The sequence below is a fragment of the Pseudomonas sp. TKO26 genome, assembly GCF_003225665.1.
GTDB classification, from domain to species: domain Bacteria; phylum Pseudomonadota; class Gammaproteobacteria; order Pseudomonadales; family Pseudomonadaceae; genus Aquipseudomonas; species Aquipseudomonas saponiphila.
In genome coordinates, this window is record NZ_QKLN01000002.1 from 224,924 (window position 1) to 248,217 (window position 23,294).

The following is a 23,294-nucleotide window of genomic DNA, read 5'->3' on the forward strand; positions in this document are numbered from 1 at the left end:
CCCTTTAGTCGATGACTTTCGGAACCAGATACAGGCCGCTTTCGACCGCTGGTGCGATGGACTGATAAGCCTCGCGATGATTGGACTCGGTCACAACGTCTGCGCGCAGGCGCTGGCTGGCTTCCAGAGGGTGAGCCAGGGGCTCGATACCGTCGGTATCGACTGCCTGCATTTCATCCACCAGCCCGAGAATGCTGTTCAGGGCGGAGGTGATGTGTGGAAGATCGCCTTCATTGAGCTTGATGCTGGCCAAATGAGCGATTTTTTCCACGTCGGAGCGTTCAAGCGCCATGGGATTCTCCAGTGGAAAACAAAAACGGATTTCGTCCGCGTGTTAGATTGTCGGAACACTACCGCATTTCTACGGTCTTATGGCCGCGATTGTGGGGTTTGGTGCACAGAAAAGCGGCCAATTTAACATATTGGCGCCTTGCCCAAAATCCCTGTCGTTGTTAGAGTTTGCCGCACTTTTTTACCCACGCGTTGCCTAGGGTCCCTTTCCCATGTTCAAGAAACTGCGTGGCATGTTTTCCAGCGATCTTTCCATTGACCTGGGCACTGCCAACACCCTTATTTACGTGCGCGAGCGCGGTATTGTCCTGAATGAACCATCGGTTGTGGCCATTCGGACCCACGGTAATCAGAAAAGTGTTGTCGCGGTTGGTACTGAGGCCAAGCGCATGCTCGGTCGTACTCCGGGCAACATTGCCGCCATTCGTCCGATGAAGGACGGCGTGATCGCCGACTTCAGCGTCTGCGAAAAGATGCTGCAGTACTTCATCAACAAGGTTCATGAAAACAGCTTTCTGCAGCCCAGCCCTCGCGTGCTGATCTGCGTTCCATGCAAGTCCACCCAGGTTGAACGTCGCGCCATCCGTGAATCGGCCCTTGGTGCCGGTGCCCGTGAAGTGTTCCTGATCGAAGAGCCTATGGCCGCCGCCATCGGTGCCGGCCTGCCGGTTGAAGAAGCTCGCGGTTCGATGGTCGTGGACATCGGTGGCGGTACCACTGAAATCGCCCTGATCTCCCTGAACGGCGTGGTCTACGCCGAATCCGTGCGGGTTGGCGGCGACCGTTTCGACGAAGCGATCATCACCTACGTGCGCCGCAACTACGGCAGCCTGATCGGCGAATCCACCGCCGAGCGCATCAAGCAGGAAATCGGCACCGCCTACCCGGGCGGCGAAGTGCGCGAAGTCGACGTGCGCGGCCGTAACCTTGCTGAAGGCGTGCCACGTGCCTTCACCCTGAACTCCAACGAAGTGCTGGAAGCTCTGCAAGAGTCCCTGGCAACCATCGTTCAAGCGGTGAAAAGCGCCCTGGAGCAATCGCCGCCGGAACTGGCTTCGGACATCGCCGAGCGTGGCCTGGTGCTGACCGGTGGTGGTGCCCTGCTGCGTGATCTGGACAAGCTGCTGGCACAGGAAACCGGTCTGCCGGTGATCGTTGCCGAAGATCCGCTGACCTGTGTTGCTCGCGGCGGTGGCCGTGCATTGGAAATGATGGACAAACACACCATGGACCTGCTCTCCAGCGAATAACTTCGCTGCGGGCATCTATGCTGTTGCGCTCACAGGCAGCACTTTGCAGTGCTGCCTGTGGCGTTTGTCTTCTATCAATCTGCATCCAGGCCGGTTTGATGCCGTATGAATAAACACAACATTTGCCTGGGAGGAGCGGCTTATTAAACCGCTTTTCGCCAAGGGCCCCTCATTAGGCGTGCGCCTCCTGGTGCTGGTCGTGCTGTCGGTCGCACTGATGGTGGTCGATGCCCGCTTCACACTGCTCAAGCCGGTGCGTAGCCAGATGTCGCTGGTGCTGATGCAGTCCTACTGGATCACCGACCTGCCGCAGCGGCTATGGCAGGGCGTGGCCAGTCAGTTCGGCAGTCGTACTGAACTGGTCGCTGAAAACGAAAAACTCAAGACCGAGAACCTACTGCTGCAGGGGCGCATGCAAAAACTAGCGGCCCTGACCGAGCAGAACGTGCGTCTGCGCGAGTTGCTCAACTCCTCGGCGCTGGTCAACGAGAAGGTCGAAGTGGCCGAGTTGATCGGGATGGACCCGAACCCCTTCACCCACCGCATCATCATCAATAAAGGTGAGCGCGATGGCGTCTTTCTCGGTCAGCCGGTGCTCGATGCCCGTGGCCTGATGGGCCAGGTGGTGGAGTTGATGCCCTACACGTCCCGCGTCCTGCTGCTCACCGACACCACCCACAGCATTCCGGTACAGGTCAATCGCAACGGCCTGCGCGCAATCGCCAGCGGCACCGGCAATCCGGAGCGCCTGGAGTTGCGGCATGTGGCCGACACGGCGGATATAAAGGAAGGCGACCTGCTGGTCAGCTCCGGCCTCGGGCAGCGTTTCCCGGCTGGCTATCCGGTGGCCACGGTCAAGGAAGTGATCCACGACTCCGGCCAGCCGTTCGCCATCGTGCGGGCGGTGCCCACTGCCGCGTTGAACCGCAGCCGCTACCTGCTGCTGGTGTTCAGCGATCCGCGCACTGCCGAGGAGCGAGCCAACGACGCGGCCCAGGCCCAGGAGGCCCAGGATCAGCAAGGTGGCAGCGCGGCGCCGGTGGTGCCGGCCACGGTGCCCAAGCCGGCGGCGAACGCTGCTGCACCCGCCAGCGCGGCTCCTGCTGCGCCGGTGACTCCGGCCAAGCCTGCGGCCCGTGCTCCGGCCAAACCGGTCCATAAACCTGTGGTGAAGCCTGCGGCGGCAGCACCGGCCACCACCGGAGGGAGAGAATAATGGCGGGCACCCCCTATTCACAAAACGGCTGGATCGTCTGGCTGACGTTCCTGATCGGCATGTTGCTCAGCGTGTCGCCACTGCCTCAATTCATGGAAGTCCTGCGCCCGTTGTGGCTGGCCCTGTTGCTGGCTTTCTGGGCCCTGGCCCTGCCGCACAAGGTCGGCATGGTGACGGCCTGGTGCCTGGGGCTCGCGGAAGACGTGCTCTACGGCACCCTGCTGGGACAGAACGCACTGATTCTGACCCTGATCACGTTCCTCGTGCTGTCCTTGCAGCAGCGCCTGCGGATGTTCCCGATGTGGCAGCAAAGCCTGGTGATTCTGGTGATCTTCGGTCTGGCGCAGTTGGTCCAGCTCTGGCTCAGTGCCCTGACCGGCAATCGCCAGCCAACCCTGGCCCTGGTGCTGCCAGCCCTGGTCAGCGCCTTGTTGTGGCCGTGGGTCAGCTTTGGCCTGCGTGGCTTGCGTCGACGTTTCAAAATCAATTAATTCGGTCAGGCATTGGCCCGCACCTCGACAGGGAGATGTCTTGATGAATCCGCTTTACCTCGCCTCCGGTTCGCCCCGCCGACGTGAGCTGCTCACCCAGATCGGCGTGCCGTTCACCGCCATCAGCGCTGACATCGATGAAACGCCGCTGGCCGACGAATCTGCGGCCGCCTATGTCGAGCGCCTCGCTCGGGGCAAGGCGGCTGCCGGCCGTGCCCTGATCACCAGCAGCGAGTCCCAGGCGCCGGCCTGTGTGCTGGGAGCCGACACCGCCGTGGTGCTCGATGGACGGATCCTGGGCAAGCCGCGGGACCAGGCCGACGCCCAGGAAATGCTCATGGCGTTGTCCGGCCGCGAGCATGAAGTGTTGACCGCCATAGCCCTGCTCGACGGCTCGCGCTGCGAGTCGCGAGTGGTGCGCAGCCTGGTGCGTTTTCGTCCCATCTCGGCAGCCGAAGCGGCGCTCTACTGGGCCAGCGGCGAACCCCGGGACAAAGCCGGTGGTTATGCGATCCAGGGACTTGCAGCGGTGTTTGTCGCAGGGCTCAATGGCAGTTATTCCGCCGTGGTCGGCTTGCCGGTATGCGAAACCGCAGAATTGCTCGGCCATTTCGGCATACCCTGTTGGCAAAACCTTCCAGTGCGCTAAAGCGCCGTGTAAGACAGCTACGGCCTTCTATGAACACGCCTGAACGAGACACTGCCATGAGTGAAGAGATTCTGATCAACATCACGCCGATGGAATCGCGGGTGGCGGTGGTCGAAAACGGAGTGCTGCAAGAGGTTCACGTCGAGCGCACCCAGCGCCGTGGCATTGTCGGCAACATTTACAAAGGCAAGGTGGTACGGGTTCTGCCCGGCATGCAGGCGGCCTTCGTCGACATTGGCCTGGACCGCGCGGCATTCATCCACGCCTCGGAAATCTCCACCCGCGAAGGCACGGCGGTGGAAAGCATCAGCGCCCTGGTCCATGAAGGGCAGAGCCTGGTGGTGCAGGTGACCAAGGATCCCATCGGCACCAAGGGCGCGCGCCTGACCACCCAGTTGTCGATTCCCTCGCGCTATCTGGTGTACATGCCCCGCACCGCGCATGTCGGCATCTCGCTGAAGATCGAGGACGAGGCCGAGCGCGAGCGCCTGAAACAGGTGGTCAGCGACTGCGTGGCCCAGGAGGGCATCAAGGAAGCGGGCGGCTTCATTCTGCGCACCGCCGCCGAGGGGGCCGGTGCCGACGAGATCCTCATGGACATCCGCTACCTGCGCCGGCTGTGGGATCAGATCGGTGCGCAGATCAAGACCATCGGCGCGCCCAATGTGATCTATGAAGACCTGGGCCTGGCCTTGCGCACCCTGCGTGACCTGGTGAACCCGAAGATCGAGAAGATCCGCATCGACTCCCGGGAAACCTTCCAGAAAACCACGCAATTCGTGGCCGAACTGATGCCGGAAATTGCCGACCGCCTGGAACACTATCCCGGCGAGCGGCCGATTTTCGACCTGTACGGAGTCGAGGACGAAGTGCAAAGGGCGCTCGAACGCAAGGTGCCGCTCAAGTCCGGTGGCTATCTGGTGGTGGACCCGGCAGAAGCCATGACCACCATCGACGTCAACACTGGTGCCTTTGTCGGTCATCGCAATCTTGAGGAAACCATCTTCAAGACCAACCTCGAGGCCGCTACCGCCATTGCCCGGCAACTGCGCCTGCGCAACCTGGGCGGGATCATCATCATCGACTTCATCGACATGGAAGACGAAGAGCACCAGCGCCAGGTGCTGCGCACCCTGGAAAAACAGCTGGAGCGCGATCACGCCAAGACCAACATCATCGGCATCACCGAGCTGGGGCTGGTGCAGATGACCCGCAAGCGTACCCGGGAAAGTCTGGAGCAAGTGCTCTGCGAGCCCTGCAGCAGTTGTCAGGGGCGGGGCAAGCTGAAGACCCCGGAAACCATCTGTTACGAAATATTCCGCGAAATTCTCCGCGAGGCCCGGGCTTATCAGGCAGAAGGATACCGAGTGCTGGCCAATCAGAAAGTGGTGGATCGTCTGCTGGACGAAGAATCGGGCAACGTTGCGGAGTTGGAAGGTTTTATCGGTCGGACCATCAGGTTCCAGGTCGAAACCATGTATTCCCAGGAACAATACGACGTGGTGCTGCTCTGATTCCCCGTGTCTTACCTCAGTGGAAACGGCTGGCTTCAGCTTTTTGCATGACTTTTGCCGTGGGAGCCAACTGAAATGGAGCGGCTGATCCGTCTGTTCGCCACGCTGACTCGCTGGGGCCTGGGCCTCTGCGCGTTGCTGTTGGTGGTGATTGCCCTGTACGTCAGTCTGGGTCGGGAGCTGACGCCGTTGGTGGCCGAGTACCAGGCCGAGGTCGAAGCCAAGGTGCAACAGGCCGTGGGCTTGCCGGTGCAGATCGGCAGCCTGGAGGGGCGTTGGAGCGGCTTGTCACCGATCCTGCTGGCCCACGATGTGACGGTGGGCGACGGGGCCAATGCCCTGCGCCTGGACCAGGTCAGCGTGGCCCCTGACATGCTCGGCAGCCTGTTGGCCCGGGACCTGCGCATCGGGCGCCTGGAACTCAGTGGCCTGAGCTTGAGCCTCAAGGAAGGCGCGGACGGCCAGTGGCAATTGCAAGGCCTGCCGATGCAGCAGGACCAGCCCATGGACCCGGAGCAACTGCTGACCCGCTTGCAGCAAGTCGCCGAACTCTCCTTGCTGGACAGCCAGGTCACCTTGCTGCCGCAGGATCATGCGCCGCTGGCCCTGACCTATGTCGGCCTCAACCTGCGCACCGGCCCCAGTCGCCAGCGTCTTGACCTGCGCCTGACCCTGCCGGATGGGCAGCCCCTGGCCGTCAACCTGCGCACGCGGATCCAGGCGCAGGCATGGCGCGACGCCCAGGCCGAGCTGTACCTGAGCCTGCCGCAAAGCGACTGGTCGCGCTGGCTGCCGGCGCGTGTCACTCAGCAATGGAAACTCTCCGAACTCAAGGCCGGCGGCGAGCTGTGGCTGAACTGGGCCAAGGGTGGCGTGCAGAGCGCCGCGCTGCGCCTGAACGCGCCCCAGCTCACTGGCGCCTATGCCGAGCGGACGCCGGTCACCCTGAAGAACCTGGCGTTGAACGCCTTCTTTCAGCGCAGCGACCAGGGCCTGCAGGTGCAACTCGACTCCCTGGCGCTGAGCCTTGGCGAGACTCGTTGGGAATCGCGCCTGCAACTGCAGCAAACCCAGGCCGGCGACAACCGCGAAGAACTCTGGCATCTGCAGGCCGATCGCCTGGACCTGACGCCGCTCACGCCGATCCTCAATGCCCTGGCCCCTCTGCCGGAAGGCCTGGCCACCACCATCGAGCGCTTGAAGGTCAGCGGCGGGCTGCGCAACGTGCTGCTCGACTATCGTCCGCAGAACACCGGCGACCAGCGCCTGAGCTTTGCCGCCAACCTGGATCGGGTCGGCTTCGACGCCTATCACGGCGCTCCAGCGGCCCGCAATGTCAGCGGCAGCATCAGCGGCGACCTGGGGCAGGGCGAGCTGCGCATGGACAGCAAGGATTTCTCCTTGCACCTGTATCCGATCTTCGCCAAGCCCTGGCAGTACATCCAGGCCAACGCGACCTTGACCTGGAAACTGGACCAGCAAGGTTTCACCCTGATCGCTCCGTACCTCAAGGTGCTGGGGGAAGAGGGCAAGATTGCCGGCGATTTCCTGATCCGGCTGCACTTCGACCACAGCCAGGAAGACTACATGGACCTGCGGGTCGGCCTGGTGGAGGGCGATGGCCGCTACACCGCCAAGTACCTGCCCCAGGTGCTCAGCCCGGCGCTGGATGAATGGCTGCGCACGGCGATTCTCAAGGGCGCGGTGGATGAGGGCTTCTTCCAGTACCAGGGCTCGCTGAACCATGACGCCATCGAAGCGGCCCGTAGCATCAGCCTGTTCTTCAAGGTGCATGACGCCGAACTGGCCTTCCAGCCAGGCTGGCCGCACCTGAGCAAGATCAGTGGCGATGTGTTTGTCGAAGACAGTGGCGTGCGCATCGTCGCCAGCAAGGGCCAGCTGTTGGATACCAAGGTGCGGGATGTCTTCGTCAACATTCCTCATGTGGCCAGCGGGCACAGCAGCCACATGCTGATCGACGGCAGTTTTGCCGGCGGCCTGGGCGACGGAGTGAAGATCCTGCAGGAGGCGCCGATCGGCACCGCCTCGACCTTTGCCGGCTGGCAGGGCGAGGGCGATCTGCAAGGCAAGCTGAATCTGGACATCCCGCTGGTCAAGGGCGAAGAGCCGAAGATCGTGGTGGATTTCAAGACCGACAAGGCGCGCCTCAAGCTCAGTGAGCCGTCGCTGGAGTTGAGTCAGCTCAAGGGCGACTTCCGCTTTGACAGCAGCAAGGGGCTCAGTGGCGAGGGCATCAGTGCCCAGGCCTTCGACCGGCCGGTGACCGCGCAGATTTTCGCCGATGGTAAGCCTGGCAAGCCCAATACGCGGGTGGTGGCCAAGGGGCAGGTGGCAATCAAGAAACTCACCGATTGGCTGCAGGTCAGCCAGCCGTTGCCGGTATCTGGCGAGCTGCCCTATCAGTTGCAACTGAACCTCGATGGCGCCGACAGCCAGTTGATGGTCAGTTCCAGTCTCAAGGGGGTGGCGGTGGACCTGCCGGCACCGTTCGGCATGAGCGCCAGTACTGGCCGCAACAGTGTGTTCCGCATGACCCTGCAAGGGGCCGAGCGTCGCTACTGGTTCGATTATGGCGAGCTGGCCGATTTCACCTTCGCCGCCCCCAGCGGCAAGCTCGGCGAGGGCCGTGGCGAACTGTTTCTCGGTGACGGCGCGGCCTTGCTGCCCACCAGCAAAGGGCTGCGGGTGCGGGGGATCTTGTCCGAGCTGGATGTCGAGCCCTGGAAGAACCTGGTGGACCGCTATGCGGGGAAGGACCCGGGAGGCAGCGCCAAGCAGTTGCTCAGCAGTGCTGACTTCAAGGTCGGGACCCTCAGCGCCTTTGGCACTCGCCTGGATCAGGTCAACCTGCAGCTGACCCGGCAGCCCGCCGCCTGGACGTTGCAGATTGACAGCCAGCAGGCCAAGGGCAATGTCGGCATCCCCGATGCCAAGGCGGCGCCGATGGCAATCAATATGCAGTACGTGCGCTTGCCGGCCGCGGACCCTACGGCGCAGGCCGATGAGAATGCTCCCGATCCGCTGGCTTCGGTGGACCCCAAGAATGTGCCGCCGCTGGATATCGCCATCGAGCAACTGTTCCAGGGCCCGGACCTGATCGGCCGCTGGGCGCTCAAGGTGCGTCCTACCGCCAAGGGCATGAGCTTCAACAGCCTGGACCTGGGGCTCAAGGGCATGCAGCTGCAAGGCGAAGGTGGTTGGGAAGGCCAGGCCGGTGCCAGCAATAGCTGGTACCGCGGGCGCATTGGCGGCAAGAACCTGGCCGACGTGCTCAAGGGCTGGGGCTTTGCACCCACGGTGACCAGCGAAGACTTTCATCTGGATGTTGACGGGCGCTGGCCCGGCTCGCCGGCCTGGGTCGGCCTCAAGCGCTACTCCGGCAGCCTGGACGCCACATTGCGCAAGGGCCAGTTCGTTGAAGTCGAGGGCGGCGCCCAGGCGCTACGGGTATTCGGCCTGCTGAACTTCAACTCCATCGGCCGGCGCCTGCGTCTGGACTTCTCCGATCTGTTCGGCAAGGGGTTGAGCTACGACCGGGTGCGTGGCGTGCTGGTGGCAAGCAACGGTGTCTATGTCACCCGCGAACCCATCACGCTGACCGGGCCGTCGAGCAATCTGGAGCTCAATGGCACCCTGGACATGGTAGCCGATCAGGTGGACGCCAAATTGCTGGTGACCTTGCCGGTGACCAACAACCTGCCGATCGCCGCGCTGATTGTCGGCGCGCCGGCGGTGGGTGGGGCGCTGTTTTTGATCGACAAGCTGATCGGTGACCGCGTGGCGCGCTTCGCCAGCGTCAAGTACAACGTCAAGGGCCCGTGGAAAGAGCCGAAAATCACCTTCGACAAGCCGTTTTGAGAATCCTCGATGCGTGCCCATGGAGTAGCATGGCGGCCTACCCAATACGGAGTGCGCCATGTCTCTTGCGGTGATTCAAATGGTCAGCCAGAGCGATGTTCTGGCCAATCTGCAGCAGGCCCACAGCCTGCTCGAACGCGCTGCCGAAGGTGGCGCCAGGCTGGCGGTGCTGCCGGAAAACTTCGCCGCCATGGGCCGCCGCGACATGGCCGCCATCGGTCGCGCCGAAGCCCTGGGCGAGGGACCGATCCTGCCGTGGTTGAAACAGACCGCCCGCGACCTCAGGTTATGGATTGTCGCCGGCACCCTGCCGCTGCCACCCGAGCATCAGCCCGATGCCAAGTCCAACGCCTGTTCGTTGCTGGTGGATGACCAGGGACAGTGGGTGGCGCGCTACGACAAGTTGCACCTGTTCGACGTCGACGTGGCCGACAATCGCGGCCGCTATCGTGAATCCGATGACTATGCTCATGGAAACCGCGTGGTGGTGGCGGATACGCCAGTAGGACGGGTAGGGCTGACGGTTTGCTATGACCTGCGCTTTCCCGAGCTGTACAGCGAGCTGCGCGCTGCCGGTGCCGAGTTGATTACCGCGCCTTCGGCGTTTACCGCGGTCACCGGTGCTGCCCACTGGGAGGTGCTGATCCGGGCCCGGGCCATCGAGACCCAGTGCTATGTACTGGCGGCGGCCCAGGGCGGCGTGCACCCGGGCCCGCGGGAAACCTACGGCCACGCGGCGATCGTCGACCCCTGGGGGCGAGTGCTGGCGCAGCAGGATCAAGGTGAGGCTGTGCTGTTGGCCGAGCGCGACAGCAGTGAACAGGCGTCCATCCGGGCGCGGATGCCGGTGTTCAGTCACCGGCGCATTTTCTCGCAAGGCGTTCAACGGCTTGCATAAGTACGACGAATTTAAGGCCAAAGCATATGAGCGGGTTGTTGTCCTCAGTCAGTGAACATCTTCTAGCCCCTGGCGGCGTGACCATCGAAAGCCTGCAGGGCGTGCTGGGGGATTTGGCCGGCCCGGGCATCGACGCCGCCGACCTGTATTTCCAGGGGCAGATTTCCGAGTCCTGGTCCCTGGAAGACGGGATCGTCAAGGAAGGCAGTTTCAACCTTGATCAGGGGGTCGGGGTGCGCGCGCAGTCCGGTGAGAAGACCGGCTTTGCCTACAGCAACGCCATCACCCTTGAAGCCCTGGGCCTCGCCGCCCGAGCGGCGCGTTCGATTTCCCGGGCCGGGCAGAACGGCACGGTGCAGGCGTTCTCGACCCAGGACGTGGCTCAGCTGTACGCGCCGGACAATCCGCTGGAGGTCATCAGCCGCGCCGAGAAGGTCGAGCTGCTCAAGCGTGTTGACGCCGCGACCCGGGCCCTGGATCCGCGTATCCAGCAGGTTAGCGTGAGCATGGCCGGGGTCTGGGAGCGAATCCTGGTGGCCTCCACCGACGGCGGCCTGGCGGCGGATGTGCGGCCGTTGGTGCGCTTCAACGTCAGTGTCATCGTCGAGCAGAACGGCCGTCGCGAGCGCGGTGGCCACGGCGGTGGCGGGCGGACCGATTACCGCTATTTCCTCAGCGAGGACCGGGCCATGGGCTATGCCCGTGAAGCGTTGCGCCAGGCCCTGGTCAATCTGGAAGCGATTCCGGCACCGGCCGGCACCTTGCCGGTGGTGCTGGGCTCCGGCTGGTCCGGAGTGCTGCTGCACGAAGCCGTGGGCCATGGCCTGGAGGGCGACTTCAACCGCAAGGGCAGTTCGGCGTACAGCGGGCGCATGGGCGAAATGGTGGCCTCCAGGCTTTGCACCATCGTCGACGACGGCACCCTGGCCGGGCGCCGTGGTTCCCTGAGCGTGGACGACGAAGGCACCCCGACCGAATGCACCACGCTGATCGAGAACGGCGTGCTCAAGGGCTACATGCAGGACAAGCTCAACGCCCGCCTGATGGGCGTGGCCCGTACCGGCAACGGGCGGCGCGAATCCTATGCCCACCTGCCCATGCCGCGCATGACCAACACCTACATGCTGGGGGGCGAAAGCGACCCGGCGGAAATCATTGCTTCGGTGAAGAAGGGCATCTACTGCGCCAACCTCGGCGGCGGCCAGGTGGACATCACCAGCGGCAAGTTCGTGTTCTCCACCAGCGAGGCCTACCTGATCGAAGATGGCAAGATCACCGCACCGGTCAAGGGCGCGACCCTGATCGGCAACGGACCCGAGGCCATGAGCCGGGTGTCGATGGTGGGCAATGACTTGTCCCTGGACAGCGGCGTCGGTACCTGCGGCAAGGATGGACAATCGGTGCCGGTGGGCGTCGGCCAGCCGACCCTGAAGATCGATGCGATCACCGTGGGTGGCACTGGGGCATAAGGAAGGAGGGCGTCGGGTGAGCTGCCGGGCAGCTCACCCCGTGGAAGGCTCAGCGCAGGCCGCGTTGAGTCTCGTCCAGTTCGCGGATGTACTTGAAGATTTTACGGCTGGAGGCCGGCGCCTTGTTATGGGCCACCTCATGCTGGGCCTGACGGATCAGGGAGCGCAGCTGTTGGCGATCGGCATCCGGGTACTCGTTGACGAACTTTTCCAGCACGTCATCGCCGCCGCCGATCAGGCGGTCACGCCAACGTTCCAGGTTATGGAAGCGTTCGTTGTACTGCCGGGTGGAGGCATCGAGTTGATCAAGCAGTTGCAGAATCGCGTCGGTGTCCTGGTCCCGCATCAGCTTGCCGATGAATTGCAGGTGGCGTTTGCGGGCGATATGGGCGACGTGCTTGGGCGCATCCGCCAGGGCCCGGCGCAAGGCGTCGGTCAGAGGCAGTTTGTTCAGCAGGTCGGGCTTGAGGGTGGTAAGGCGCTCGCCGAGATCAACCAGAGCATGCAGCTCGCGTTTGACCTGGGATTTGCTTTTCTCCCCATCGAGGGAGTCGTCGTAAGAATCAACCATGGTGGCAGTCCGCAAAGAAACGCCGCCATGATAACCAGTCGAGGGCCGCTTGTCCGGCTCGGTCGCTCGCCGGCCTTAATCGAAAGCAGAATTTGAGTGGAGAACAGCATGAGTGCAGCACAAAGCGTCGGCCCACAGGCTTTGCCGGCCCTGCAGGAGCAAGTCGAGCAGATCGTTGCCGAGGCCAAGCGCCAGGGGGCCAGTGCCTGCGAAGTGGCGGTGTCCCTGGAGCAGGGGCTGTCGACGTCGGTGCGCCAGCGGGAAGTGGAAACCGTGGAGTTCAACCGCGACCAGGGCTTTGGCATCACCCTTTATGTGGGCCAGCGCAAGGGTTCGGCCAGCACGTCCGCCAGCGGTCCGGAGGCCATTCGTGAAACCGTGGCCGCGGCTCTGGCGATTGCCAAGCACACTTCGGAAGATGAAGCTTCGGGCCTGGCCGATTCCTCCCTGATGGCCAAGGATCTGCCGGACTTCGATCTGTTCCATGCCTGGGACATCACCCCCGAGCAAGCGATCGAGCAGGCCCTGGCCTGCGAGGCGGCAGCCTTTGCCGCCGACAGCCGGATCAAGAATGCCGATGGCACCACCTTGAGCACCCACCAGGGGTGCCGGGTGTATGGCAACAGCCATGGTTTCATCGGCGGTTACGCCTCGACCCGCCATAGCCTGAGCTGCGTGATGATCGCCGAGGCCAACGGCCAGATGCAGCGTGACTACTGGTACGACGTCAATCGCCAGGGCCAGTTGCTGGCGGATCCGCAGAGCATTGGCCAGCGTGCGGCCCAGCGCGCGGCGAGCCGGCTGGGTGCCCGTCCGGTGCCGACCTGCGAAGTGCCGGTGCTGTTTTCCGCCGAACTGGCCGGCGGGCTGTTCGGCAGTTTTCTCGGGGCAATCTCCGGCGGCAACCTGTACCGCAAATCTTCGTTCCTTGAAGGCGCTCTGGGCCAGCAGCTGTTTCCCCAGTGGCTGACCATCGACGAGCGGCCGCACCTGATGCGCGCCATGGGCAGTTCGGCGTTCGATGGCGATGGCCTGGCCACCTATGCCAAGCCCTTCGTCAAGGACGGCGAGTTGGTGTCCTATGTGCTCGGCACTTATTCCGGGCGCAAACTGGGCATGCCCAGCACCGCCAATGCCGGCGGCGTGCACAACCTGTTCGTCACCCATGGCGATGAAGATCAGGCTGCGCTGTTGCGGCGCATGGGACGCGGCCTGCTGGTAACCGAGCTGATGGGCCATGGCCTGAACATGGTCACTGGCGACTACTCCCGTGGCGCGGCGGGCTTCTGGGTCGAGAACGGCGAGATCCAGTTCGCGGTGCAGGAAGTGACCATTGCCGGGAATTTGCGCGACATGTTCAAGCAGATCGTGGCCGTGGGCAGCGACCTGGAACTGCGCAGCAACATCCGCACCGGCTCGGTGCTGATCGAACGCATGACCGTCGCCGGCAGCTGACCGGTTCTGTGCCAGCCAAACGCGCCACCTTCCCCGGGTGGCGCGTTTTTTTATGCGCGCAATTCTCGTAGGAGCTGGCTTGCCAGCGAAGGCGTCCTGACGCCTCAGGGCCTCTTCGGCGCCAAGCCGGCTCCTACAGGCGTTGGGTGAAAATCGTACAAGTCAGATTGATTTGATTCTCAATATCATTTAATAATGAAAATCATTAATCAATGAGCCCAGGTCATGAGTTCTGCCTTGCACGAGCAGCCCTACCTCGAAAGCTGGCGCTGGATGAGTCGCCAGATCCGTTGCGCGCTGGAGCCGGATGAACCGCGTCTGATTGAGCACTACCTGGCCGAAGGGCGCTATCTGGCGTGCTGCACCTCCATGTCGGCGTGGACCGTCGCTGAAACTTCCTTCCGTTTATTGATCGATACCGCTACCGATACCGCCTTGCCCTGGCACTGGCGCAGCCTGTGCCTGGACCAGGCCTGGCGCCCATTGCGCGATCTGGAGCGGTTGTCGTTGTGCAAGTGCCGGCTCAAGCGCTGGCAAAGACATGCCTGGCAGTTGGCGACGGTGTCGCTGCTGCCTTCCATTCCCCTGATTGAACTGATGCAAGGATTTCCCGATGAGTAACTTTCGTATCGAACGTGACAGCATGGGCGAACTGCAGGTCCCGGAGCAGGCGCTGTACGGCGCGCAGACCCAGCGGGCGGTGGATAACTTTCCCATCAGTGGCCAGCGCATGCCGGCAGCCTTCATCCGTGCTCTGATCCTGGCCAAGGCCGCTGCGGCCCGGGCCAACGTCGAACTGGGTCAGCTCAGCCAATCCCAGGGCAAGGCCATTGTCGATGCCGCTCAGGGCCTCCTGGAAGGCGACTTCATGCAGCACTTCCCGGTGGATGTCCTCCAGACCGGTTCAGGCACCAGTTCCAACATGAACGCCAACGAAGTGCTGGCGACCCTGGCCGGCCGCCTGTTGGGCGAGCCGGTCAATCCCAACGATCACGTCAACTGTGGTCAGAGCAGCAACGACATCATTCCCACCACCATTCACGTCAGCGCCGCCCTGACCCTGCACGAGCGCTTGCTGCCGGCACTGGTGCATCTGGTGGAGGTCATCGAACGCAAGGCGGTGCAGGTGCATCCCTTCATCAAGACCGGGCGTACTCACCTGATGGACGCCATGCCGGTACGCATGAGCCAGGTGCTGGACGGCTGGGCGCAACAGCTCAAGGCCAACATCGCTCACTTGCAGGATCTGTTGCCGAGCCTGCAGGCCCTGGCCCAGGGCGGCACTGCGGTGGGCACAGGGATCAACGCCCACCCCGAGTTCGCCGCGCGCTTCTGCCAGCAGTTGAGCCACCTGACCCAGGTGCAGTTCACCCCGGGCAAGAACCTGTTCGCCCTGATCGGTTCCCAGGACACCGCGGTGTCGGTATCCGGCCAACTCAAGACCACCGCGGTGTCGTTGATGAAGATCGCCAACGACCTGCGCTGGATGAACTCCGGCCCGCTGGCGGGGTTGGGCGAGATTGAGCTGCAAGGGTTGCAGCCGGGTTCGTCAATCATGCCGGGCAAGGTCAATCCGGTGATTCCGGAGGCGGTGGCGATGGTTGCCGCCCAAGTCATTGGTAACGACAGCACCATCACCGTGGCTGGCCAGTCGGGCAACTTCGAGCTCAACGTGATGCTGCCGATCATTGCCCAGAACCTGCTGGGCAGTATCGAGCTGCTGGCCAGTTCCAGCCGGCTGCTGGCGGACAAGGCCATTGCCAGCTTCAAGGTCAATGAGCCCAAGCTCAAGGAGGCGCTGTCGCGCAATCCGATCCTGGTCACCGCTCTGAACCCGATCATCGGCTACCAGAAGGCCGCAGAAATTGCCAAGACCGCCTACAAGCAGGGACGGCCGGTGATCGATGTGGCGTTGGAGCTCACCGATCTGCCGCGTAGCCAGCTCGAAACTCTGCTGGATCCGGAAAAACTCACCGCAGGCGGCCTGTAACCCTCGACACCGTTTTGGAGGCGCACCATGGAGCACTGGAAACGCACGATCGAAAGGGCCAATCGTCTCTTTATGCGGGGTGAACTGGTGGATGCTCGCGAGTTCTACCTGCAGGCGCTGGCGCTGGCCCAGGTGTTGTTCGAGCGCTGGGCGGATGCCGACGAAGCGGTGGCGGCCTGCGTGATTTCCCATCACAACCTGGCGGACCTGCATCTACGCCTGAACCAGCCGGAGGAGAGTGCGGAATACCTCTGCGCCATCCATCAGCGCCTGCTGCAGACCATGCAGGACAGTCGCCTGACCCCGGCCTTGCGCGAAGCCGCCTGGCGCCAGAGCAGCAAGACCTATGTCGAGCTGCTGAATTTCATCGGCGAGCACGGTGAATACCCCCGCACCCATCGTCTGCTGGGCGACAACGCCGCGGGCCTGTCGACCGACATCCCCCGCGCCGGCGGCGCCATTTTCGGAGTTCATTGATATGTCCTTTACCTTGCCTGCACTGCCTTATGCCTACGACGCCCTGGAGCCGCACATCGATGCGCAGACCATGGAAATTCACTACAGCAAGCATCACCAGACCTACATCAACAACCTGAATGCCGCAGTGGAAGGCACCGAGTGGGCCGGTTGGGAGATCGAGAAGCTGGTGGCCAGCGTCCAGCAACTGCCCGAGCAACTGCGTGCCGCGGTGATTAATCAAGGTGGTGGTCATGCCAACCATTCCCTGTTCTGGGCGGTCATGACCCCGGCCGGCGGTGGCAAGCCCGAAGGTGCCTTGGGGCAGGCCATCGAGCAGCAACTGGGCGGTTTTGAACGCTTCAAGGAGGCCTTCACCAAGGCCGCGCTGACCCGTTTCGGTAGTGGCTGGGCCTGGCTCAGCGTGACTCCGGAGAAAAAGCTGGTGGTGGAAAGCAGCGGCAATCAGGACAGCCCGCTGATGAACGGCAATACGCCCATTCTCGGTCTGGACGTGTGGGAGCACGCCTATTACTTGCGATATCAGAACCGGCGGCCGGAATACATCAACGCGTTCTACAACGTGATCAACTGGCCGGAAGTGGCTCAGCGCTACCGGGCCGCGATGGTTTGATCCCTTCTCCTGGATACAAGATCTAAGGCCGATTATGGGCACTGAAACACTGGCGATCAGCAGCGGGCGAATGTTTCGTTATGCCTTCGGTTCGCTGTTGCTGTTGGCGGGTACTGCTTTGCTGGTGGCTCAAGGGCTGAGCTGGCTGAGCCTGGAGCCGCGCCTGCTGCGCGCCTTGCAGGGCGGTTCCATTTGCGCCCTGGGCACGGCATTGGGGGCGGTTCCGGTGCTGGTGATCCGGCAGATGCCGGTGGCGGTGAGCGACACCCTGTTGGGTTTTGGTGCCGGAGTGATGCTGGCGGCGACGGCGTTTTCACTGGTTGTCCCCGGCATTGCCGCAGCCCAGGATCTGGGCTTGTCTGCCTGGGGCTCCAGCGGCCTGATCTGTGCCGGCATCATGCTGGGGGCCTTTGTCCTGTTCCTGGTGGATCGCAAGATTTCCGGGGGCAGTCCGGAGCTGCTGGTGGGCACGTCGGAGCATCCGGTAATTGCCCCGCGTATCTGGTTGTTCGTCTTCGCGATCATTGCCCACAACATTCCTGAAGGGATGGCGGTGGGAGTGTCGGCCGGAGGCGGCATGCCCGATGCGGACAGTCTGGCCATGGGCATTGCCTTGCAGGATGTGCCGGAAGGGCTGGTGATTGCCCTGGTGTTGGCGGGGGCGGGGATGTCGCGGGTCAAGGCGTTCCTGATCGGCGCCGCTTCAGGTCTGGTGGAGCCGGTCTTTGCCTTGCTCTGTGCCTGGCTGGTGAGCCTGGCGCAGGTGCTGCTGCCCTTGGGGCTGGCCCTGGCAGCGGGGGCGATGCTGCTGGTGGTCACTCATGAAGTGATTCCGGAGTCGCGGCGCAATGGCCATGACAAGCTCGCCAGTCTCGGCCTGTGTATCGGTTTTTGCCTGATGATGGTGATGGACACGGCGCTTGCCTGAATGCCGCGTGGCGAGCGGCTCGCTCGTGCCTACTCGCCTTCGTCGAAGTAGTTGTTGATCAGGGCAACCAGCGCATCCATTGCTTCCTGTTCCTGCTCGCCTTCGGTCTTGAGGTGGATCTTGGTGCCCTTGCCGGCGGCGAGCATCATCATGGCCATGATGCTTTTGCCGTCGACCATGGATTCCGGGGTCCTGCCGGCGCGGATCTGGCAGGGGAACTGGCCGGCCACGCCGACGAACTTGGCCGAGGCGCGAGCGTGCAGGCCCAGTTTGTTGATGATCTCGATTTCCAGAGCTGGCATCGCGGGGTAGATCCTTTCAGCTAAGGTCGCGGTGGCGAACCTGGACGTTCTTCAGGGTTTTTTGCAACACCTTGCCCAGGCGCTCGGTCAGGTACACGGAGCGGTGGTGCCCGCCGGTACAGCCAATGGCAATGGTCACGTAGGCGCGGTTGCTGGCGGCGAAGCGCGGCAGCCACTTGAGCAGATAGCTTTCGATGTCCTGGAACATCTCTTCGACATCGGGTTGCGCAGCCAGGTATTCCGCCACCGGGGCGTCCAGTCCGGATTGGGCACGCAGTTCGGGTTTCCAATACGGGTTGGGCAGGCAGCGAACGTCAAACACCAGGTCGGCGTCCACCGGCATGCCGCGCTTGAAACCAAAGGACTCCACCAGGAACGCGGTACCCGGTTCCGGCTGGTTCAACAGGCGCAGCTTGATGGTGTCTCGCAGTTGGTAGAGGTTCAGATTGGTGGTGTTGACCTTGAGGTCGGCCAGATCGACGATCGGGCCCAGCAGTTGGGTTTCATCGTGGATTGCTTCGGCCAGCGAGCGATTGGCGCTGCTCAGCGGGTGACGACGACGAGTTTCCGAGAATCGCTTGAGCAGGGTTTCCTCGTCGGCATCCAGATAAAGAACGTCACACTGGATATGCCGGCTGCGCACTTCTTCCAGCAGTTCGGGGAAGCGTGAAAGGTGGCTGGGCAAGTTGCGGGCATCAATGGACACCGCTACCAGCGGTTGCGCCAGTTCAGTGTGAATCAATGCGCGTTCGGCCAGCTCGGGCAGCAAGCCGGCGGGCAGGTTGTCGATGCAGTAGTAGCCGTGATCCTCGAGAACATCGAGGGCGGTGCTTTTACCTGAGCCGGATCGGCCGCTGACGATGATCAAGCGCATGATTACTGACCGTTTTGCTCGTCCAGGACAACCTGATACAAGGCTTCGTTGCTGGTGGCACTGCGCAGGCGATCGCGAACTTCCTTGCGATCGAGCATGCTGGCGATCTGCCGCAGCAGTTCCAGATGAGCATCGGTGGCGGCTTCCGGGACCAGCAGGACAAACAGCAGGTCGACCGGGGCGCCGTCGATGGCGTCGAAATCGATGGGAGCGTCCAGATGCATCAGTGCACTGATGGGCGACTCGCAGCCTTTGAGGCGGCAGTGAGGAATGGCGATGCCGTTGCCAAAACCGGTGGAGCCGAGTTTCTCACGGGCGATCAGGCTCTCGAAGACGTCCTGCATCTCCAGATCAGGCACTTCACGGCTGATCAGGTTGGCAATTTGTTCGAGGGCGCGTTTTTTACTGCCGCCCGGCACGTTCACCAGGGAACGGCCGGGGGTCAGGATGCTTTCAAGTCGGATCATGGGAGGGGAGTGTTAGCGACCCGTGCCTTGGAGAAGGTGGAGTTGCTTTTCCTTATGCTTTTTCAGTTGGCGGTCAAGCTTGTCCGTGAGCAGGTCGATTGCGGCATACATATCGTCATGTTCTGCATTGGCGACAACCTCCCCACCGTGGATGTGCAAGGTGGCTTCGATTTTCTGCTTCAATTTCTCGACGGCCATGGTGACCTGCACATTGGTAATCTTGTCGAAATGCCGCTCCAGCCGGTCGAGTTTTTCGCCGATGTAAGCGCGCAGAGGTTCAGTCACTTCGAGTTGGTGTCCACTGATGTTGACTTGCATACAGCTTCTCCTTCGTTGCCAGTGCATAACGCGGCAGGCTGAGATGCCTGCCACCTAGACCATGCCTGCAACCGGCTGGCTCAGCCAGCTTGCAGGCACACTCCGAAACGCTGTGGCCGGCCCGGCGGTTACATCAACCGCTTGCGTTCGCTGGAAGGCGCGATCCCAAGGGATTCGCGGTACTTGGCGACGGTCCGACGGGCTACCTGAATGCCTTGTGCCTCCAGTAAACCAGCGATCTTGCTGTCACTCAACGGCTTTTTCTGATTTTCCGCAGCCACCAGTTTTTTGATGATCGCGCGGATTGCCGTGGACGAGCATTCGCCGCCTTCCGAGGTGCTGACATGGCTGGAGAAAAAGTATTTCAGTTCATATATGCCCCGAGGGGTATGCATGAATTTTTGTGTGGTCACCCGGGAAATCGTTGATTCGTGCATGCCTACCGCTTCGGCAATGTCATGCAGAACCAGGGGTTTCATGGCTTCGTCGCCATATTCGAGGAAGCCCCGTTGGTGCTCGACGATCTGGGTGGCAACTTTCATCAGGGTTTCGTTGCGGCTCTGCAGGCTCTTGATGAACCAGCGGGCTTCCTGCAACTGATTGCGCATGAAGGTGTTGTCGGCGCTGGTGTCGGCACGGCGTACAAAACCGGCGTACTGGGCGTTGACCCGCAGGCGTGGCACGGATTCCTGGTTCAGCTCCACCAGCCAGCGTTCGTTGTCCTTGCGCACGATGACGTCTGGAACCACGTACTCGGCTTCGCTGGATTCGATCTGCGAGCCGGGACGCGGGTTGAGACTTTGCACCAGTTCGATGACTTGGCGCAGTTCGTCTTCCTTGAGCTTCATGCGACGCATCAACTGGCTGTAGTCGCGACTGCCCAGGAGGTCAATGTAATCGCAGACCAGGCGCTGGGCCTCGCTCAGCCAGGGAGTTTTCGCCGGCAACTGGCGCAATTGCAGGAGCAGGCATTCACCCAGGTTGCGTGCGCCGATACCGGCAGGTTCGAATTGCTGGATGCGATGCAGTACGGCTTCGATCTCGTCCAGTTCGATGTCCAGCTCCGGATCGAAGGCCTCAAGGATCTCCTCAAGGGTTTCGTCCAGGTAGCCCTGATTGTTGATGCAATCGATCAGGGTAACGGCGATCAGGCGATCGGTGTCCGACATCGGGGCCAGGTTCAGTTGCCAGAGCAGGTGGCTCTGCAGGCTTTCTCCGGCCGATGTGCGGGTGGTGAAGTCCCACTCGTCGTCATCGCTGCTGGGCAGGCTGCTGGCGCTGGTCTGGTAGACGTCTTCCCACGCGGTATCCACCGGCAACTCGTTGGGGATGCGTTCGTTCCATTCGCCTTCCTCGAGGTTGTCCACCGTGGGGGCGGTTTCCTGGTAGGAGGGTTCCTGGATTTCGGTATTGGTTTTGGACTCGGTGTTGTCGGCCAGGGGGTCGCTGTTGTCGAAGTCGTCGCCGTCTTCCTGGCGCTCGAGCATCGGGTTGGACTCCAGGGCTTCCTGGATTTCCTGTTGCAGGTCCAGGGTCGACAATTGGAGCAGGCGGATGGCCTGTTGCAGCTGCGGTGTCATCGTCAGCTGCTGGCCCATTCTGAGGACTAGCGATGGTTTCATGGCAGGGGCTTAACACCTTATTTGCCGGCGCACATGCGCCATCCACTACAGGGCGCCGAAGCGCCAAACATAAGCAAATTATATGCCTGAAACTGAAGTGTTTGCCTAGAGCGCTGTAACAATAAAGTTTGTGGGGATTTATCGTTTGCGGCGCTCTGGCGTCTGGCCCGACACCTCAGCCGTTACAGGCGGAACTCATGGCCCAGATAGACTTCCTTGACCAGTTCGTTGGCCAGGATAGTCTCGGAGTCGCCCTCGGCGATCAGTTGCCCGTCGTTGACGATATAGGCGGTTTCACAGATGTCCAGGGTTTCCCGGACGTTGTGGTCAGTGATCAGTACACCGATGCCTTTGGCCTTCAGGTGATGGATGATCTGCTTGATATCGCCGACCGAGATCGGGTCGACCCCGGCGAAGGGTTCGTCCAGCAGGATGAACTTGGGGGCGGTGGCCAGCGCCCGGGCGATTTCCACGCGGCGGCGCTCGCCACCGGACAGGCTCATGCCGAGGTTGTCGCGGATGTGGTTGATGTGGAATTCCTGCAGCAGGCTTTCCAGCTCCTGGCGGCGGCCGGCCTTGTCGAGCTCCTTGCGGGTCTCGAGGATGGCCATGATGTTGTCTGCGACCGACAGCTTGCGGAAGATCGAGGCTTCCTGAGGCAGATAGCCGATGCCGGCGCGGGCGCGACCGTGCATCGGTTGGTGGCTGACATCCAGGTCGTCGATCAGGACGCGCCCCTGATCAGCCTGGACCAGGCCGACGATCATGTAGAAGCAGGTGGTCTTGCCGGCGCCGTTGGGGCCGAGCAGGCCGACGATCTGCCCGCTGTCGATGGACAGGCTGACATCACGCACGACCTGGCGGCTCTTGTAGCTCTTGGCCAGGTGCTGAGCTTTCAGAGTTGCCATTACTGGGCCTTTTGCTCGTCGGTTTTCTTTTTCGGCTGGATGACCATGTCGATCCGCGGACGTGGCGCGGTGACCGAGCTGCCGTTGGCGCGACCGGCGTTAGCCACTTGCTTGACGGTGTCGTAGACGATTTTCTCGCCTTCGGTGGTATTGCCGTCGTTGATGACCTTGGCCTTGTCGATCAGCACGATGCGGTTCTGCTGGGCATGGTACTGGATGGTCACGGCGTAGGCCTGGACCGGTTTCGGGTCGGTCTGCTTCTGCAGCTGTTCGAAGTAGGCCAGGTTGCCCACCGACGTCACGACATCGATTTCGCCAGTCTTGGATCGGGTGATGGTCACGGTGTTGCCGGTGATCTTCATCGAACCCTGGGTGATGATCACATCGCCCTTGTAGGTAGCCACGCCGTTCTTGTCGTCCAGCTGGGCGTCGTCGGCCTGAATGCGGATGGGCTGTTGGCTATCGTTCGGCAGAGCCCAGGCGCTCACGCTTCCCAGTGCTGCGCCCAGACTGAGCAAAATAGGGAGGGTTTTAACGAGCCTCATACTGTCCTCTTACGTTCGATAGCAGGTTCATCCTGCCGTCTTTCAAATACGCTTTCATTCCCTTGGCAGTGGTCACGCCGTCGGCGCCGTCGATTCTAACGGCTTGCTCGGTCTGCGCATATTGCTTCTGCGGGAATACTGTCATGCGGCTGGTGGTGATCAGCAGGTTGCGATTGTGCTCGTCTGTGCGGGAAACCCGAACCGAATCGATCAGCTCGACCTCGGTGCCGTCCGGATTGACTTCGCCGCGCTCGCTCTGGACATGCCAGGGATAAGTGGTGCCGCGGTACATCTGCAGGTCGGGCTTGGTCAGCAGTGTCACTTCGCTGGCCTTGATGTGTTCGACCTTGTCCGAGGTCATTTCGTACTGCAGTTTGCCGTCTGGCAGGTACTGCACGCTGCGGGCGTTGATCGCGTAATAGTCGATGGCGCTCTCGTCGACCTGCACCACAGGCTTGTCGAGGAAGCGTTCCGGGCTGATGTTCCAGTAACCGACCGCCGCGAACAGCAGGGCGATGGTCCCGAAGATCAGGATGGTGCGAATCTTTTTACTCAGCATGGGAGGGC

General features: G+C 62.1%; 24 protein-coding genes. 14 read left to right on the top strand and 10 right to left on the bottom strand.

The features are described from left to right. Positions 1–4: 4 nt before the first annotated feature. Complete coding sequence (gene gatC / locus DNK59_RS04220; protein WP_011059250.1) at positions 5–292, bottom strand: Asp-tRNA(Asn)/Glu-tRNA(Gln) amidotransferase subunit GatC; 288 nt, start codon at positions 290–292, stop codon at positions 5–7. A 211-nt stretch (positions 293–503) separates the two neighbouring features. On the opposite strand from gatC, the gene mreB reads away from it, so the two are divergent. From mreB to tldD, 8 genes are all read left to right on the top strand, one after another. Next, on the top strand, positions 504–1,541 hold the full coding sequence (gene mreB / locus DNK59_RS04225) for a rod shape-determining protein MreB (RefSeq protein ID WP_002555108.1): 1,038 nt from the start codon (positions 504–506) through the stop codon (positions 1,539–1,541). Positions 1,542–1,683: 142 nt separating this feature from the next. After that, positions 1,684–2,757: a rod shape-determining protein MreC gene (gene mreC, locus DNK59_RS04230; protein ID WP_110722380.1), complete on the top strand. Its 1,074-nt coding sequence runs from the start codon at positions 1,684–1,686 to the stop codon at positions 2,755–2,757. Then, positions 2,757–3,248: a rod shape-determining protein MreD gene (mreD, locus tag DNK59_RS04235; RefSeq protein WP_016963426.1), complete on the top strand. Its 492-nt coding sequence runs from the start codon at positions 2,757–2,759 to the stop codon at positions 3,246–3,248. The genes mreC and mreD overlap by 1 nt, the downstream gene beginning before the upstream one ends. 43 nt (positions 3,249–3,291) lie before the next feature. Then, on the top strand, positions 3,292–3,897 hold the full coding sequence (locus DNK59_RS04240) for a nucleoside triphosphate pyrophosphatase (protein WP_110722381.1): 606 nt from the start codon (positions 3,292–3,294) through the stop codon (positions 3,895–3,897). Positions 3,898–3,953: 56 nt separating this feature from the next. Further along, complete coding sequence (gene rng, locus DNK59_RS04245) at positions 3,954–5,411, top strand: ribonuclease G (protein WP_060837539.1); 1,458 nt, start codon at positions 3,954–3,956, stop codon at positions 5,409–5,411. Between the two features lie 75 nt (positions 5,412–5,486). Continuing rightward, the gene (locus tag DNK59_RS04250; protein ID WP_110722382.1) at positions 5,487–9,290 is read left to right on the top strand and encodes a YhdP family protein; all 3,804 of its coding nucleotides are present in this window, start codon (positions 5,487–5,489) and stop codon (positions 9,288–9,290) included. A 58-nt stretch (positions 9,291–9,348) separates the two neighbouring features. After that, positions 9,349–10,188, top strand: coding sequence for a carbon-nitrogen hydrolase family protein (locus DNK59_RS04255; RefSeq protein ID WP_110722383.1), 840 nt, complete (start codon positions 9,349–9,351; stop codon positions 10,186–10,188). Positions 10,189–10,214: 26 nt separating this feature from the next. Then, positions 10,215–11,657, top strand: a complete 1,443-nt coding sequence (gene tldD, locus DNK59_RS04260; protein WP_092319620.1) for a metalloprotease TldD — start codon at positions 10,215–10,217, stop codon at positions 11,655–11,657. Between the two features lie 49 nt (positions 11,658–11,706). On the opposite strand, the gene yjgA is transcribed toward tldD, so the two are convergent. Further along, the gene (gene yjgA / locus DNK59_RS04265) at positions 11,707–12,228 is read right to left on the bottom strand and encodes a ribosome biogenesis factor YjgA (protein WP_016966626.1); all 522 of its coding nucleotides are present in this window, start codon (positions 12,226–12,228) and stop codon (positions 11,707–11,709) included. A gap of 108 nt (positions 12,229–12,336) precedes the next feature. Here yjgA and pmbA point away from each other — a divergent pair, with 108 nt between their 5' ends. The 6 genes from pmbA to DNK59_RS04295 all read left to right on the top strand — a co-directional run bounded on the left by pmbA (position 12,337) and on the right by DNK59_RS04295 (position 17,691). Continuing rightward, entirely contained in the window at positions 12,337–13,683 is a 1,347-nt protein-coding gene (gene pmbA / locus DNK59_RS04270; protein ID WP_110722384.1) for a metalloprotease PmbA, read from the top strand. 225 nt (positions 13,684–13,908) lie between these two features. Continuing rightward, entirely contained in the window at positions 13,909–14,304 is a 396-nt protein-coding gene (locus DNK59_RS04275; RefSeq protein ID WP_110722385.1) for a FagA protein, read from the top strand. Continuing rightward, entirely contained in the window at positions 14,297–15,673 is a 1,377-nt protein-coding gene (locus DNK59_RS04280) for an aspartate ammonia-lyase (protein ID WP_110722386.1), read from the top strand. The genes DNK59_RS04275 and DNK59_RS04280 overlap by 8 nt, the downstream gene beginning before the upstream one ends. A 27-nt stretch (positions 15,674–15,700) precedes the next feature. Continuing rightward, the gene (locus DNK59_RS04285) at positions 15,701–16,150 is read left to right on the top strand and encodes a hypothetical protein (RefSeq protein WP_110722387.1); all 450 of its coding nucleotides are present in this window, start codon (positions 15,701–15,703) and stop codon (positions 16,148–16,150) included. Between the two features lies 1 nt (position 16,151). Continuing rightward, a complete protein-coding gene (locus DNK59_RS04290) occupies positions 16,152–16,763 on the top strand; it encodes a superoxide dismutase (protein WP_110722388.1) in 612 nt (203 codons plus the stop codon). A 34-nt stretch (positions 16,764–16,797) separates the two neighbouring features. Continuing rightward, positions 16,798–17,691: a ZIP family metal transporter gene (locus DNK59_RS04295; protein ID WP_110722389.1), complete on the top strand. Its 894-nt coding sequence runs from the start codon at positions 16,798–16,800 to the stop codon at positions 17,689–17,691. 29 nt (positions 17,692–17,720) lie between these two features. Here DNK59_RS04295 and DNK59_RS04300 read toward each other — a convergent pair whose 3' ends face one another. The 8 genes from DNK59_RS04300 to lptC all read right to left on the bottom strand — a co-directional run bounded on the left by DNK59_RS04300 (position 17,721) and on the right by lptC (position 23,286). After that, positions 17,721–17,993: an HPr family phosphocarrier protein gene (locus DNK59_RS04300; RefSeq protein ID WP_012722237.1), complete on the bottom strand. Its 273-nt coding sequence runs from the start codon at positions 17,991–17,993 to the stop codon at positions 17,721–17,723. 16 nt (positions 17,994–18,009) lie between these two features. Further along, positions 18,010–18,867: an RNase adapter RapZ gene (gene rapZ / locus DNK59_RS04305; protein ID WP_016966640.1), complete on the bottom strand. Its 858-nt coding sequence runs from the start codon at positions 18,865–18,867 to the stop codon at positions 18,010–18,012. 2 nt (positions 18,868–18,869) lie between these two features. Beyond that, positions 18,870–19,334, bottom strand: coding sequence for a PTS IIA-like nitrogen regulatory protein PtsN (ptsN, locus tag DNK59_RS04310; RefSeq protein ID WP_011059267.1), 465 nt, complete (start codon positions 19,332–19,334; stop codon positions 18,870–18,872). A 12-nt stretch (positions 19,335–19,346) separates the two neighbouring features. Then, positions 19,347–19,652, bottom strand: coding sequence for a ribosome hibernation-promoting factor, HPF/YfiA family (gene hpf / locus DNK59_RS04315; protein ID WP_016966642.1), 306 nt, complete (start codon positions 19,650–19,652; stop codon positions 19,347–19,349). A gap of 128 nt (positions 19,653–19,780) precedes the next feature. Further along, a complete protein-coding gene (locus DNK59_RS04320; protein WP_110722390.1) occupies positions 19,781–21,274 on the bottom strand; it encodes an RNA polymerase factor sigma-54 in 1,494 nt (497 codons plus the stop codon). Positions 21,275–21,456: 182 nt separating this feature from the next. Then, the gene (gene lptB / locus DNK59_RS04325) at positions 21,457–22,182 is read right to left on the bottom strand and encodes an LPS export ABC transporter ATP-binding protein (protein ID WP_011059270.1); all 726 of its coding nucleotides are present in this window, start codon (positions 22,180–22,182) and stop codon (positions 21,457–21,459) included. Continuing rightward, complete coding sequence (gene lptA, locus DNK59_RS04330; RefSeq protein ID WP_011059271.1) at positions 22,182–22,727, bottom strand: lipopolysaccharide transport periplasmic protein LptA; 546 nt, start codon at positions 22,725–22,727, stop codon at positions 22,182–22,184. Before lptA ends, lptB begins: the two co-directional genes overlap by 1 nt. After that, positions 22,714–23,286: an LPS export ABC transporter periplasmic protein LptC gene (lptC, locus tag DNK59_RS04335; RefSeq protein ID WP_016966644.1), complete on the bottom strand. Its 573-nt coding sequence runs from the start codon at positions 23,284–23,286 to the stop codon at positions 22,714–22,716. Before lptC ends, lptA begins: the two co-directional genes overlap by 14 nt. Between the last annotated feature and the right edge of the window lie 8 nt (positions 23,287–23,294).